Below are 15,093 nucleotides of genomic sequence, written 5' to 3' on the forward strand. Positions count from 1 at the left end.
AGCTATCGCCATCACCTAGTGACCAACCAACGAAAGGCAACAACATGGCTATCGCCCTCAATACCTCCCGTGACCACAGCTTCTCGGCTCGCGGCGAAAGTTTTTCGCGTCCTTCAGTAGTGCCACCGGCGTCGGTGTGGGAGCCCTCTGCGCTTGGTAATGACTCCGCGCGCCGAATCTCACCAACGGAACATGTTCGAACTTTATCACCGATAGATAGAACACAGAGGCGTGATGTACGACGGGTTGAAAGCGCCGCAGTTGCGCGATGCAGGGGTGAGAATCGTCTTCACGGTGGATCGAACGTAGGTAACTATGTCCTTGGCGCAGTATTCGGCGCTGCGGTGTTTATCGGCACGGTATGGGGCGGGTTGAGCATCGACGGACAAGCTCCGTCCGCACCCTCCGCTACTCAAGACGTGGCCGCGGCCTCCCAGTAGAATTCCGGTAACCTCTACTCCCGATACTGGGCGGGGCGATACAGTGAGTAAACTACGGGGCGATACTCCGCGTCCGAGTTTCTTGCAGTGCTAAACCCACCTTGGGGTGAGTAAGAAGGGCGCAGCTCAAGTCACCGTGAGGAAGGATACCGCGCCGTGTATTGCCCGTTCTGTCACAACGAACAATCACGAGTTATTGACTCCCGTGTGGTGGACAGCGGTACGTCGATACGTCGGCGCCGCGAATGCTCAGCCTGTAAAGGCCGATTTACCACTGTTGAAAAAGCGGTCCTCCTGGTAGTCAAACGCAATGGTCTTGCTGAGCCGTTTAGTCGCGACAAGCTCATTCGTGGCGTGCAACGTGCATGCCAAGGCCGTGACGTGAGCGATGATGCACTGAAGAAGCTGGCGCAAGAGGTAGAGGAAACAGTGCGCAGCCATGGATCCTCCCAGGTGAATGCCAACGACATTGGCCTAGCCATTCTCGAGCCGTTGCGTGACCTCGATGAGGTGGCCTATCTACGTTTTGCGTCCGTATACAAGTCTTTCGAAAGCGCGGATGACTTCGAATCTGAGATTCGCCTTATGCGTCGACGCGATCGAGACTACTTCTAGCGCACTTTGTCGGCGGCCTTCTGCACTCGGCGAAGGGAAACTGCGTGGGCGGTTCCCAGGCGTTGGGCAAAGAGTGAGACCCGCAGTTCCTCGATCATCCAGTAGATGTCCTTGACCTCACGCGTCTTTTCGCGGCCAGGGGGTAGGGCCCGCAGACGGTTAGCCAGATAAGCCTTGGCCTCGTCCACGTCTGCCTGACGGTCGGCATCACGGTCTGGATCGAGGTTCATGTCCTCGAGGCGAATCCGCGCGGCCTGTATATAGCGCGGAAGATGACGCAGGTGCTGGATACCATGGACCGTGAGCGCGTTCGGAGGCAAGAGGAACTCAAGCTGAGAACGAATATCGTCGATGGCTGGGCCCTCCCACTGCTTCAGCTCCGCGGAGAGGTTCGAATACTCAGCCAAACCGGGGGCAATCGCCACGACAGCTTGTCGGACTCGGCCAGGTACTTCTGGTTTCACCGCATTGAGTAACGCGGTGAATTCAGCGGGGCTACGGACCGGGCCTCCTTTCTCCATCATGATGTCTCGAACCGCTGCGACTCGAGCGTCGTTGATGAGTCCCTCAGCTCCGCCATGCGGGTAAGCATCGACAGCCACTCGCTGCTGCAACGGCAGGCCCTTGACCATCTGCTGGGTATTGACGGAAATCTCCCGCAACAAAAGTGTGAGAGTGGTGGTGATCATGGAGGCATCGGCAGCTGCCTTCGTGGGGTGCACCTTGAGGGCCACACCGTCCTTGGTGGCCACAAGAGCAGGGTAGGCCGTGACTTCGTGGCCATCCACTACGGTGGTGACCTCTTCGTCGATGCTGCCAAGGGTATCGTCAGACCATTCCTTGACTGCTTTGGATTCTGATTTGCGGCCGACTCGGGACACAGAGGAAGAGATGTGCCCGGCTTGACGCTGGACTAGAGCCTTGAGGTCGCGGTCGGAATCGATCACCTTGCCGCGCTTATCCACCGCTGCGAAGTTCATCCGCAAGTGTGGATCAAGTTGATCGGGGCGGAAATCAGTGGCGTTAATGCCTTGGCCACCCATCTCCTGCAGCACGGAAGCCAGCTGTTCGGTGAGGCGTCCCTCGTAGGGAAGAAGCTTAGGGAGCGCACGTTCCGCAAACTCAGGGGCCGGCACTACTGTGCGGCGCAGTGCCTTAGGAAGGGACCGAATAAGTTCCGTGACCAGCTCAAGCCGCAGGCCCGGTACCAACCAGTCAAAACCCTCGGTGTCGAGGCCCGCGAGCAGCGGCACGGGAACCATGAGCGTGACGCCATCGAGCGGGTCGCCAGGTTCGAACTTGTAGGAGAGGTCGTAGTCGATGCTGCCCTTCAACCAACGGTCGGGGAAAGCCTCCTCGGTGACGTCATGGTCATCCTCAAGGAGCTTCTCTGGATCGAAATCGAGGGCATGCTTGTTCTTTTGCTTCTTCCACCATGAATCGAAGTGCCGAGCCGTGGTGACCGTCTCCGGAATGCGTTGGTCATAGAAGTCGAACAAGGTATCGTCGTCGACGACAAGTCCGCGGCGACGAGCCTTCTCCTCGAATTCGGAGGCCTCAGCAAGCTTGCGCTTATTGTCGTGGAAGAAGTGGTGGTGGGTCGTCCAGTCGCCGTCGACAAGCGCATTGCGGATGAACATATCGCGGGCCGCTGCTTGGTCGACGCGGTGGTAAGGCACAGTACGGTCAGCCACTACGGTGACACCGTAGAGGGTCGAGCGCTGGGTGACCACAGCGGAACCGCGCTTTCGTGACCATGTCGGATCGGAATAGTTGTGCTTTAGAAGGTCCTTCGCCAACTTTTCCACCCACGCTGGATCGATAGCTGCGACGTCGCGCGCCCAAAGCCTAGAGGTCTCCACAAGTTCGGCAGCCATAAGAAACTCCGGTGGCTTCTTTGCCAGGGCAGAACCGGGGAAAACAAGGAACCGCGTGTTGCGGGCGCCGATGAATTCCTTTGAGTTTCCATCACGGGCACCGATATTGGAAAGCAGTCCGGACAGCAGGGACATGTGGATATCATCCGGACGGCGTTCGGTACCTTCCTGGGCTTTCCATCCGAGTTGCTTGGCCACATCGCGCAGTTGGCGTACAAGATCGAACCACTCACGGATGCGCATATAGTGCAGGAAATCCGCCTTCATGCGCTTGCGGAAGGCGTTGCCGCTCATTTCTTCGCGGGTTTCCTGCACAAAGTCCCACAAGTTGAGCATGGACAGGAAGTCGGAGGTCCTGTCCTTGAACCTGGCATGCGACTGATCAGCCTGGGTTTGCTTGTCCATGGGACGTTCGCGCACATCCTGAATCGTCATCGCAGCGACAATGATCATGACGTCCGTCAGACATCCAGAGCTGTTGGCTTCTACGAGCATGCGGGCCATACGTGGATCGACAGGAATTCGCGCGAGGTCGCGGCCTACGCGGGTGAGAACCGGAAGGCCGTCCTTTTCTTTGCCTTGGAGTGCGCCCAGTTCGTGGAGAAGAAGAAGGCCATCGCGAACGGCCTTGGGCTCGGGAGGCTGGACAAAGGGGAACTCGGAAATATCGCCGAGGCGCAGCGAGATCATCTGCAGGATGACGCTGGCAAGGTTGGTGCGCAGAATTTCCGGATCCGTGAATTCTGGGCGAGAAAGGAAATCCTGCTCGCTGTAGAGGCGAATAGCAATACCATCAGCGACACGGCCACAGCGGCCCGAACGCTGGTTGGCGCTGGCCTGAGAAATAGGCTCGATGGGCAGGCGCTGAACCTTGGTTCGGGTGGAATAGCGCGAGATACGTGCCGTACCGGTGTCAACAACATAGCGGATACCGGGCACGGTCAGTGATGTCTCGGCGATGTTGGTGGACAGAACGATACGTCGACCGCGGTGCGAGCTGAAGACGCGGTGCTGCTCCTGGTTGGAGAGCCGGCCGAAGAGGGGGGTGACCTCCACGCCGCGCCATCGTCGGCCCTCGATAGCTTCCATCGCATCACGAATATCGCGCTCGCCAGGAAAGAAACAGAGGATATCTCCTTCGCCTTCGGCCATGAGCTCCTCAATGGCTTCGCACAAGGCGTCCAAGGGGTCGAGGTCAATGGTCTTACCACCGGACTCCACCTCAAGGGGGCGGTAGCGGATTTCTACCGGGTAGGTGCGGCCAGAGACTTCGATGATGGGAGCAGGTTCTCCTTCCGCGTTGGCGAAATGCTCTGCGAAGCGTTCTGGGTCAATAGTTGCGGAGGTAATAATCACCTTGAGATCCGGGCGCTTGGGCAGCAGACGCTTGAGATATCCCAGCAGGAAGTCGATATTAAGGGAGCGCTCGTGAGCCTCATCGATGATGATGGTGTCATACGCGTTAAGGAAGCGGTCTCGTTGCATCTCCGCAAGCAAAATGCCGTCCGTCATGAGCTTTACTGCAGTGGTGGCAGAGACTCGGTCATCAAAGCGGATGGCATAGCCTACCGATTCCCCGATCGACTGATTGAGCTCATCCGCAATGCGCTCGGCCACAGTGCGGGCAGCCAGACGGCGCGGCTGCGTATGGCCAATGAGGCCACGACGTCCGCGGCCGAGCTCCAGACAGATCTTTGGGATCTGAGTGGTCTTACCGGAACCGGTCTCACCGGCAATAATGACCACTTGGTTGTTCTCAATGGCCTCAGCAATGTCGTCTCGCCGTGCGGTGACAGGAAGCTGCTCGGGGTAGTTAATGTCGGGGACCCCAGCGTCGATAGCCCTTATTCGCTTTTGGGCTGCAGCAATATCGGCTCCGATGGCCTCGAGAGCCTGGGGCGCGCGGGCTTTGCGGAGGCGGCGGCGGAAAGCTCGCTCATCACTCAACGAGACATTGGTGAGAGCGCTATAGAGTTCATCGCGAGTGGCAGTCATAATCGCTCTAAAAGCTTACTCTTTCACCGATTAACGTGAAGTTGTTGGTACTCTCGTGTTGTCTATGTGACCAAAGATGTAAAGGACACAAGTGATGACCAATCCCTTTGACCCTAATTCAGAGAACAATTCCTCCCCGAACGGCTTCGGTGGTGGTGTCAATAATAATGGTGGCTTGCCGCGTTATGAGCCGACCAACCACCCAGAAGACCAAGCGGGTTTCGGCCAGCCTGGTGGCTATGGCTCCAACGAAGGATTCGGCGGAAGCGCCTACGGAGGCAGCTCATCTGGCAGCGACTCCTTTGGCGTTGGCCAGGACTACGGCGGCTACGGTGCCTATAACGCTGGCCAGGAGGGCTACGCGGGCGCAGGCTATGGGGGTGACAGCAGTTATAGTGGTCCTGGCCCGCAGGCTGGCCCAGCTTATACCGGTCCGGTGAGCGCTGTTGAAGCCATCAAGTGGGGATTCAACGCCACCCTGAAGAACCCGTTGCTGTGGATTCTGGGCGCTGTCGTCGTTGGTCTTATTCAGCTTGTTAGCCAGGCAGGGGTCAACGCAGCGCAGAATGCCGAAGGTGATGGAGTCAGCGTTGTCTTCGACCTCCTCTCCTTCGTGACGAGCATTCTTTCTCTCGTCATTGGACTTGTGGTCTACCGCTTGGCCTACCGTGAGATTGACACGCCAAAGCCGACGTGGGGAACTCTCTTCCACGGCGTTCGCTGGGTGCAGCCGCTGGTAGTGAGCCTTGTACTGCTTCTTTTGGGTGCTCTTGCGATTTTCGTTGTTGTGCTTACTGCGATCCTCGTTGGTTTCGGTAGCCTAGCGGGGCTCGATGTGCAGAATTTGGACGAGCTTTCTGAAGGCCAGATGATGACTCTGGTGGGCTCCGTGTTGGGCCTGTTGTTCGTAGTTTTTCTTGTCGCCCTTTTCATTCAGCCCTTCTTCGTCCTCATGCCATGGCTGGCTGCGGATACTTCCTCCATCGGTGAGGCATTCTCGAAGGGACTGAAGCTGGGTAAGGACAACTACGGTCACCTCTTGCTGCTTATGGTTCTTTCTGGTCTGCTGTTTGCGGCCTCGATCATCACGCTGGGCCTTGCGCTGGTGGTCATTGCTCCGGCTATGCAGTTGGCTACTGCGCATCTGTCTCGTCAATGCCAGGGTCGCTATGCCCCGGCCGTGCAGTAAGGCCTAAAACTCTCGCTTCGTGCGTGGCGTCGCCCCTTTCCTCTATTCCTCTCCACCGAGTGGGTAAGGGAAGGGGCTTCTCTCTGTCTGCTAGGGGACGGGGAAAAGTTCGCGGGAACGCTTCAGCGCAGCACGGTAGGAGGATGTGACCAGAGAGCCGAAGGCACGGAATTCCTCGGCGCGGGCCGCGGATGAGCGAAACGTGAGGCCTACCTGGCGCTCGGCGGCGACAGTGGGGGCAAACCGTGCCACGGCGAGTTGTGGGTGTGTGCACTCGGTAGCCAACGCTGATTCGGGGACCAGCGTGGTGCCGAGGCTGCCCATGACGAGTTGAAGAATGGTGGTGAGAGAGGACGCGCGAGTCACAGCATTGGTGGCCTCGGAGGGATTGATCTTGGCACGTCGGCACAGATCAAGGACTTGGTCGCGCAGACAGTGGCCGTCATCGAGAAGCAGAAGATCAAGGGCGTCAAGCTGCTCGAGCGTGAGGTCCTCGCGTCCCGCGAGGGGGTGGTCGGTGGGCGTGACGGCCGTGAAACTTTCGGTGTAGAGAGGGACTTCCACCATTCCGGAAGATTCCGTGGGTAGAGCTGTGATCGCCAGATCGATTGTGCCCTCGCGCAGCTTAGTAAGTAGGTGCTGAGTCTGCTCCTCGACGAAGCGGGGCTCGAGCTCTGGGTAGGAGTCCGTGATGGACTGGAGCAGTGCGGGAAGTATGTAGGGGGCGATTGTGGGGATTATGCCAATGGTCAGAGGCCCAGACAACGTACCGTTGGTGCCTCTGGCGCGAGCGAGGAAGGCATCCGCGGCCTCGAGGGCAGCCTTGGCGAAAGGAAGAAGTTCTTCGCCTGCGGACGTGACGATCACCTTGCGGGTAGAGCGCTCGATGAGCTGGATGCCAAGGCCCTGTTCGAGGGCCACGAGGGCTTGGGAAAGGGAGGGTTGGGAGATATCGAGCTTGGCGGCTGCGGTTCCGAAATGCTTGTTCTCCGCGATAGTGACGAAGGTGCGTAGCTGCGCCAGCGTCGGCCGATACTCCTTATTGTTCATGCCTATAACTCTAACACTTATAAATAAGTCAAACTATTGACTTGCGAAGGTGCTGTTGGCATACTTAGCAACTGAGTGGCTACATGCCAGCGTAATGGCGCACTGACATATAGCTACAGAGATTTGCATCACAATTTCTGCAAGGAGTTGACTCTTTCTATGCCTATCCTGACCGTCGGCGAACAGTTCCCAGAGTTCGAGCTAACTGCGCTGAAGGGTGGTGACCTCCACGACGTCAACGCGAACCAGCCGGAGGATTACTTCGAGCAGGTTTCCCTGGATAAGTACCGCGGCATGTGGAAGGTTGTGTTCTTCTACCCGAAGGATTTCACCTTCGTGTGTCCGACCGAGATTGCGGCCTTTGGCAAGCTGGATGAAGAGTTCCAGGATCGCGATACTCAGATTCTTGGCGGCTCTACCGATAACGAGTACGCCCACTTCAACTGGCGCGCTACCCACCCAGAGCTCAAGGAAGTTCCGTTCCCGATGTTCTCTGACATCCGCCACGACCTGATCCGTGCCCTCGGCGTGGAGAACGCTGACGGCGTCGCCGATCGCGCCACCTTCATCATCGACCCAGATGGTGTCATCCAGTTCGTCTCCGTCACTCCGGATGCCGTTGGCCGCAACGTTGATGAGGTTCTGCGCGTGCTCGATGCGCTGCAGTCGGAGGAGGTCTGCGCCTGCAACTGGGAGGCCAACGACCCGACGAAGAACATCAACAAACTGGACGTCGTTAAGTCTGCCCTTTAATTAAGGGCGGTGACTGATAAGGAAAGTCCGCGAAAGGAGACCGCCAGTGTCTATCGATAACCTAAAGTCCGCACTTCCGGCCTATGCCAAGGACCAGAAGCTCAACCTCGGCACGCTGTCCCGTACTACCGAGCTGAACGAGGAACAGCTGTGGGGCAGCCTGGTTGCCGCCGCTGCAGCTACCCGCAATGACCTCGTACTCAAGGAGATTCTTGAGGACGCCCGCGAGCACCTCAGTGAGGCGGCGCTTGACGCAGCCCTCGGCGCTGCCACGGTAATGGCCATGAACAATGTGGCTTACCGCGCCAAGAGCTGGTTGGGTGATGGCTTCGCCCAAGTTAAATTCGGCCTGCGCATGAACATCATCTCCAAGCCGGGCGTGGACAAGGCCACGTTTGAGCTGTGGAGCACGGTTGTTTCTGCGATCAACGGCTGTGAGCACTGCCTGTCTGCCCATGCCAACACCCTTCTCGAGGAGGGCGTGACCAAGGAGCAGATTTGGGAAGGCATTAAGGTCGCCGGCGTTGTCGAGGCTGTAGCCCAAGCACTCCAGGCAGAGTCCGTCCGAACTGCGTAACTGCTTGGCCTCATGCTCACACCGTACCGCCCCACGACTGCATCAGCGGCGTGGGGCGGTGGTGTGTGCGGAGTAGCGCGCGCCGTTGGTGCTTATCCTATGACTCCACCGAAGGCAACGCCGATACCGTAGGTGATCGCCAGGCCCAAGGCGCCGCCGAAAACGAGACGCAGCATGGAATGGGTTGCATCAGTGTTTGCCAGACGTGCAGAAACGTAGCCTGTCACAGCCAACGCGACGAGCGTGATGATAGCAACGACGGCTGCTGCCATCTCCATTGGCGCGAAGAAAACCGAGATGAGCGGCAGGGCAGCACCCGCCAAGAAGGACACGGCTGACCAGAACGCTGCATGCCACGGGTTGGTGAGGTCCTCGCCATCAATGCCCATCTCTAAGCGCAAGTGAGCCTCGAGGAGTCTGTCTTTGGCAGCGATTTCCTGTGCGGCAGTTTCAGCCGTCGTTGTGTTCATTCCATAACTAGAGAGCATCGAGACCAGCTCTTCGTGCTCCGGTTCTGGGAGCTCGGCAAGCTCGCGGGTCTCTTTGGCAATCATCATTCTTTCGGAATCACGTTGTGCGGAAACGGATACGTATTCACCTAATGCCATTGATGCTGCGCCTGACACTGTGGCAGCGAGTCCAGCTGTGAGAATTGCGCTTGCCGACGCCCCCGAGCCCACCACGCCTAACACAAGCGCGGCGACGGAGACGATTCCGTCGTTAGCGCCAAGCACACCGGCACGTAGCGAATTCAGCCGCGCGTTGTGGGAAGCACCGTGAGGCTCATCGTCATGAAGAGTCATGGCCCGCTCCTTATACTAACCAGGTTCTCAATTGTCTAGAGAACTTCTAGTACTTGATTATCATCGCTGGTCACGCGCTTGTAAAGCTTGTATAGGCTTAGTTGAGCGGGCGCAGTGCAGCCTTAGATTGGATGGGTTTAGGCAGCCTTAGATAACCGTCCCGGTCCACTCGCCGCAGGACGTGCCGTCCACGTAGAGCGCCATGGTGAAAACTTCGTCATGCAATTCAAAATGGGAGGAAGGGATGGTGACGGCAAGAGCTTCTGGAGTGTAGGCGTAGGCATAATTCACAGTGCGGTGAATGTCACGAGTGTCCTCGCCAAAGGACGCGATCTCCATGGAGTTCAGCTCGTCCTTGTTGAAGAGGATGGTGAGTTCGAGGTCGCGGGTATGGAGAGTGTAGGTGACATCTCGGTAGTGTGGCAGCCCACCAAGGAGCCAGTGGACGGTGACGGCATCGTCATGGACATCGAAATGCACCCCGGCGAGGCGGATAGTGGTGGCTGAAGAATCTGGTCGAGTCATAGCGGCCCCTACTGTACGCCTTACTCGAAATTCAGAGCGTAGTACTCCGATTTTGTCAGGCGCAGAACCTTCTCGAAGAGCCAAGAAAAGAGCAGGCCAAGGGCCAAGGGGAGAGCAACGTAGACGAAAAGGATGATGAGGACGTTGCTTGTGGTCCAGCCCCAGCCTTCATAGTTCAATGCGGCCAGCGGCCCCATGAGTCCAGAGATGCCAAAACCAGCAGAGATTGGAGTACCTGAGATGCCGAAGGCTCCTCCTACGCCGCCAACAATGGCGGCAGTGCAGATGACGGGCAGAAAAGTGACGGGTTTCGAGAGCATGTTGGCCATCTGCACCTTCGGGGAACCGAGGACGTGCAGGATGGAGGTGGCGAAGCCGTTGGCGCGCCAGCCGGCGGCAAGAAGGGTAAAGCTGGCGGCCACCACGCCTAGGTTGGCGGTGCCGGATGCTACTCCGTCCATAAAAATGGCGGTGGCGATGCCCACGGTAGACACTGGAGACACGATCATCACGGCAAAGAGCACGGCGAGCACAACACCCATGACGATGGGTTGGAGCGTAGTAGCGCCATTGACGAGGCCACCCAGCCACACCGTGAAAATCTTGACGATGGGATAGGTGACTACCCAGCCGATAGTGCCGACGACGAGCGTGACGATGGTGGAGAGCAACAAAATGGAGTAGTTCTTTAAACGCCCGCCAATGAGGAGCAACAGCCCCACAGCCATGGCGGCAGTCAGTCCGGAGTTGATGACGAGTCCGGTTCCTTTGAGTAAGAAACCGCCATCAGGATTGGTGGTGGCGACACCGGAACCGCAAAAGGAGGCTATGCCTACGGCAGCGGTCTGGATGGGAGTCAACGTGAACTCAATGGCCACGAGGATGCCAATCATCACCGGAAGCAGGCTTGCAGCAAGCCCGGTAAGGGTGAGCACGGTGGCCGCGCCATCCCAGTATGGAAGCAGAGCTTTGGCAAGTTCACCAAGGAGCGCTTGTGGGACGAGGGAAACAACCACCGCAATGGAAATGCCGTTGAGAACCTTCATGGTGAAGGAACCAGGGGTGAGGTGTTCCACGGAGGACGTCTCGCTAGCGTCGGGAGAATCAGCGGGCTTCTGCTCTAGCTTCTCTGGGGGTTGCGTGCTCATCCCTCAAGCATAGGAATAATATTCGGAGAATGGAAAATATTAGTCGGAGGAATGAGCATTAATGTTCCTGACAGCCTTCGTCAGTGCTCCACGCGAAGCTCAGAGAGTCGCACCTCACCAGCCTCATCGGAGGCATCTAAGTCCACGATTCCCACTATCTGGTAGGCATTGTCGTCCTCAGGATCCTTGAGAATCTGACGCACGGTCCACGAGCGTGAGGAGGCCTGAGTGCCCTCCTTACCTTTGTCGAGCACGAAATACTCTGGCCCGCGCGCTGCCGGGCCGACATCGATATCGTCATAATCGTCGAAGTAGTCATCGAGGGCCTGACCAAAGTCGGGAACTTCGTCGAGGTAGTCCAAAAGCTCGGCCAAGCGGTCCTCCTTTTCCAAAGCGAAAAGCTGGGCAAGGCGGAAGAAGTAATTTCGCACCATGATGCCGAAGGCACGTTGGTTAGCGGTAAGAGCGGTGGGGTCCTCCACACCGAACGCCAACTCGCGGTCGAGATCCTTCTGGGAGATCGGAGAGTCTTCACCAGCCATTTCTGCCCACTCGTCAACAAGCGAGGAATCCACTTGGTGAATAAGCTCCCCAAGCCACACGATGATGTCCTCGAGTTCCTCGGTGAGGTACTCCTCCGGGATGGATTGTTTAAGCGTGCGCCAAGCATCGGTGAGATAACGCAGGATAACGCCCTCAGAGCGGGCCAGACCGTAGGTTGCCACGAGGTCGGAAAAGGTCATTGCGCTCTCCAACATGTCCCGCACAACCGACTTGGGACGCAGCTCAAACTCCTTAGCCCATGGGTTGGTCTGGCAGAACGTCTCATAGGATTGTTCGAGCAAGTCCTCAAGAGGTTTCGGCCATGTGATGTCTTCCACGATGGCCATGCGCTCGGTGTAGTCCACGCCCTCAGCTTTAAGAGCTGCAATCTCTTCGCCTCGGCGCTGTTTTTGTTGAGCTATGAGGACTTGGCGGGGATCATCGAGAACCGATTCAAAAACGGAGATGACATCCAGAGCATACGTTTCAGATTCCGGATCAAGCAGCGTCAAAGCCGCCAATGCAAAGGGGCCGAGCGGCTGGTTGAGCGCAAAATCGCGCGGCATCTCTCGGACCACGTGATAGGGGCGGCCGTAAATATCGAGTCCCTTGGTGGACTTTTGCACCACTCCCGAATTGAGGAGGCCACGGAAGAGACTCAACGCGGTCAAAATGTCCTCGTTCTGTCGCGTCCGAGTGTTGTGACTTGTGCGCAGCAAATGCTTCAAGTGCTCGTAACCGTTGCCATGGCGAGCCAGCACATTGAGCAACATCGAGTTAGACACCCGGAACTGGGAAGTGAGTTGCTCCGGTTCGGCGTCGATAAGCCGTGCGTAGGTCTTCTCCGACCACGAAACCTCACCTTCGCGCGCGGACTTCTTCTTAAGCTTCTTGAGGCGCGCCGGGTCATCCCCGAGACGGCGGCGTGCCTTAGCGTTCTCAATCTCATGTTCCGGGGCCTCGACCACGACCGTGCCCTCGGTGTCGTAGCCTGCGCGACCCGCACGGCCAGCAATTTGGTGGAATTCTCGCGACTTGAGGATGCGCTGCCGGGTGCCATCGTATTTGGCTAGGCCCGTCATGAGTACCGTGCGAATCGGGACATTAATACCGACTCCCAACGTGTCGGTACCGCAAATAATCTTCAGCAGCCCCTTCTGCGCCAGACGCTCGACCAGGCGCCGGTATTTGGGCAGCATGCCCGCGTGATGGACGCCGATACCCTTGCGCAGCAGCTTGGACAGATCCTTGCCAAAAGTCGTGGTGAAACGGAAGGAGCCGAGCTCGGCTGCGATTGCTTCCTTTTCTTCCGGAGTGATGATTTTTGACAGAGAGGTTAACGCCTGGGCACGCTCAGAGGCTTCGCGCTGCGAGAAATGCACAACATAGACGGGCGCCTTGCCGGATTCGAGGAGCTCCTCGATGGTCTCGTGCACCGCAGAAAAGACATACGAAAAGTCAAGGGGAACCGGGCGTGTTGTCCCGGCCACGAGTGTGGTGGTGCGGCCGGTGCGTTCAGTGAGGTCTTTTTCCAGCCAGGCGGTGTCACCGAGTGTGGCGGACATGAGTAGGAACTGTGCCTTGGGTAACTCGAGCAGCGGAACTTGCCAGGCCCAGCCGCGGTCAGGCTCGGAGTAGTAGTGGAACTCATCCATGACGACTTGATCGATCGCAGCTTCCGCGCCATCACGCAGCGCGATGTTTGCCACAATTTCAGCGGTGGCTGCGATGATGGGGGCAGAGCCATTGACGGTGGCATCGCCGGTCATCATGCCGACGTTCTCGGGACCAAAAATCTCACACAACGCGAAAAACTTTTCGCTCACGAGGGCCTTAATTGGCGCCGTGTAGAAACTGCGCTGCCCGCGGGCCAGTGCAATGAAGTGAGCTGCATTAGCCACCATGGACTTACCGGAACCAGTAGGGGTAGCCAAAATGACGTTATCGCCGGCCAAGATACCGAGCGAGGCTTCCTCCTGGGCGGGGTAAAGCGAAATACCGCGGCCGGAAGCCCATGATTGAAAAGTGTCCCAGATGGCCTCATCAACCATCGACTCAGGGACTTCGGCGAGATCGGGCAACATCTGAGAAAGGTTCACCCATCCCACCTTAGGCGAAAGCACGAGTGGCCATGCAGGTGGGCCGGTCACTCGTGCGGGCTGGACTTAGGTGATGAGTACCTAGACGTCATCTCCCATGTCAGTGTCTTCGTCTTTGCCTTCGTCCTTGCCGTAGTTGTCCTCACGGTCATCGATGTTCTCAGAGAGGATATCGGGGTCATCATCGAGCCCAGCGAGGAAGGCCTCGAAATCCGCTCCGATCTCTTCGCCCGTGGGCATATGTTCTTCGCCTGGCATGATGGCCTGTGGGTGACGCTTGCGATAGCGCTCCATGTAGGCGTCATATTGCTCTTCGAGCTGGTTGACCACACCGGAAATCTCATCTGAGTCGGCGACCTGTTCTTCCAACTGCTGATGCACTCGTGCCACATCGGCTTCGAGGCTTCCCAACGGGATATTGAGATCCGCAGCAGAGGCTACAGAATCCAGAAGCCGCAGAGTGGCCGAAGGATAGGACGAGGCAGCCAAGTAGTGGGGAACGTGCGCGGTGTAACCGGCCACACGGCGGCCCTTCTTATCCAGAGCTCGCTCAATGTAGAGCGCGGCGGCCCCTGGCACCATCATGGTCGACTCCATGCGCACCATGGAGTTCAACAGCTCCGGGGAATTGCCATGCGCTGTAACCACCGTCGGGCGGGTATGGGGCACTGGCATCGGGGCAGAATAGAGCATGATGGTGTTCTTGATGTCGAACTTCTCCACCAAATTCACCACCGCATTGGTAAACGCCTCCCACCGCAGGTCTGGCTCTGGGCCAGAAAGCAGCAGGAAGGGCTTACCAGAGTTATCGCGGAGGACCTTGATACCAAGGTCGCTGTTTTCGATCTCGACGGTGCGGTCATGATCAATGGTGACGGCAGGGCGGCGCGAACGATAATCAATCAACTCGTCGTTGTTGAAGGATGCCAACTGACGGTTATCCAAAGCAGCTTTGAGATGATCCGCGCTGGCCTCGACCGCTTGTCCGGCATCAGCGTAACCATTCATGGCCACGATCATGGTGGGCCCGCTGCCTTCTACGGAATCGTCCTTGACCACCGGAGCGGGGTATTCCAGCTCATACATGCGGCGCTGTTCTTCCTGCATGATGTAGTGACTCCTCCTTCGCGTCCGACGCTTAGTGTAGAGCGTACGGACTAAATCAGCGTTCTGTTGCGTGCAACGCTGTGCACTTACTGCCTATTCCCAGCCCCTTTCGCCTAATCCCAATTACCCTGCCGAGCTCATGGCGAGGGCGGGGAGCCGAAGGCTAGTGAAAACCGGTAATAATCGATCCAGCATGCCATAGAGGAGACGCTTCTGCCATGTGCGCGCGCAGCCGCTCTCCGGAATACATGACCCAGCATGTGGATAACTAGTGAACTTTCACAGTTAAGAAGGCGAGTCCGGACTCGTTATCCACAGATCTGTCGCTCACCTTAGTAAGGCTCTAGCGAACCGGTGGCTCCTGCCTCAGTC

General features: G+C 57.7%; 11 protein-coding genes. 4 read left to right on the forward strand and 7 right to left on the reverse strand.

The genetic code is table 11. From position 1 onward, the window contains the following. Positions 1–596: 596 nt before the first annotated feature. Positions 597–1,055 carry a transcriptional regulator NrdR gene (gene nrdR, locus M5J09_RS03510; protein ID WP_042531210.1) on the forward strand — a complete coding sequence of 153 codons (459 nt, stop codon included), beginning with the start codon at positions 597–599 and terminating at the stop codon, positions 1,053–1,055. Here the strand turns inward: nrdR and hrpA are convergent. Further along, positions 1,052–4,927: an ATP-dependent RNA helicase HrpA gene (hrpA, locus tag M5J09_RS03515; protein WP_257156972.1), complete on the reverse strand. Its 3,876-nt coding sequence runs from the start codon at positions 4,925–4,927 to the stop codon at positions 1,052–1,054. The two genes, nrdR and hrpA, sit on opposite strands and share 4 nt — an antisense overlap. A gap of 94 nt (positions 4,928–5,021) precedes the next feature. Here hrpA and M5J09_RS03520 point away from each other — a divergent pair, with 94 nt between their 5' ends. Next, positions 5,022–6,116, forward strand: coding sequence for a hypothetical protein (locus tag M5J09_RS03520; protein WP_257156973.1), 1,095 nt, complete (start codon positions 5,022–5,024; stop codon positions 6,114–6,116). A gap of 90 nt (positions 6,117–6,206) precedes the next feature. Here M5J09_RS03520 and M5J09_RS03525 read toward each other — a convergent pair whose 3' ends face one another. Continuing rightward, the gene (locus tag M5J09_RS03525; RefSeq protein ID WP_257156974.1) at positions 6,207–7,166 is read right to left on the reverse strand and encodes a hydrogen peroxide-inducible genes activator; all 960 of its coding nucleotides are present in this window, start codon (positions 7,164–7,166) and stop codon (positions 6,207–6,209) included. Between the two features lie 159 nt (positions 7,167–7,325). Between M5J09_RS03525 and M5J09_RS03530 the strand changes: the two genes are divergently transcribed. After that, on the forward strand, positions 7,326–7,919 hold the full coding sequence (locus M5J09_RS03530) for a peroxiredoxin (protein WP_042531202.1): 594 nt from the start codon (positions 7,326–7,328) through the stop codon (positions 7,917–7,919). Positions 7,920–7,965: 46 nt separating this feature from the next. Beyond that, positions 7,966–8,496: a carboxymuconolactone decarboxylase family protein gene (locus M5J09_RS03535; protein ID WP_257156975.1), complete on the forward strand. Its 531-nt coding sequence runs from the start codon at positions 7,966–7,968 to the stop codon at positions 8,494–8,496. A gap of 92 nt (positions 8,497–8,588) precedes the next feature. Here M5J09_RS03535 and M5J09_RS03540 read toward each other — a convergent pair whose 3' ends face one another. The 5 genes from M5J09_RS03540 to M5J09_RS03560 form a co-directional block, all read right to left on the reverse strand. Beyond that, on the reverse strand, positions 8,589–9,299 hold the full coding sequence (locus tag M5J09_RS03540; RefSeq protein WP_042531197.1) for a VIT family protein: 711 nt from the start codon (positions 9,297–9,299) through the stop codon (positions 8,589–8,591). A gap of 147 nt (positions 9,300–9,446) precedes the next feature. Continuing rightward, on the reverse strand, positions 9,447–9,824 hold the full coding sequence (locus M5J09_RS03545; protein ID WP_042531195.1) for a hypothetical protein: 378 nt from the start codon (positions 9,822–9,824) through the stop codon (positions 9,447–9,449). Positions 9,825–9,844: 20 nt separating this feature from the next. Then, on the reverse strand, positions 9,845–10,870 hold the full coding sequence (locus M5J09_RS03550; RefSeq protein WP_374982097.1) for a PTS sugar transporter subunit IIC: 1,026 nt from the start codon (positions 10,868–10,870) through the stop codon (positions 9,845–9,847). A 182-nt stretch (positions 10,871–11,052) separates the two neighbouring features. Further along, positions 11,053–13,614, reverse strand: coding sequence for an RNA helicase (locus tag M5J09_RS03555; protein WP_257156977.1), 2,562 nt, complete (start codon positions 13,612–13,614; stop codon positions 11,053–11,055). 81 nt (positions 13,615–13,695) lie between these two features. Next, the gene (locus M5J09_RS03560) at positions 13,696–14,721 is read right to left on the reverse strand and encodes a PAC2 family protein (RefSeq protein WP_257156978.1); all 1,026 of its coding nucleotides are present in this window, start codon (positions 14,719–14,721) and stop codon (positions 13,696–13,698) included. Between the last annotated feature and the right edge of the window lie 372 nt (positions 14,722–15,093).

This window comes from Corynebacterium sp. BF-R-2 (assembly GCF_024586525.1).
Classification (GTDB): Bacteria; Actinomycetota; Actinomycetes; order Mycobacteriales; family Mycobacteriaceae; genus Corynebacterium; species Corynebacterium singulare.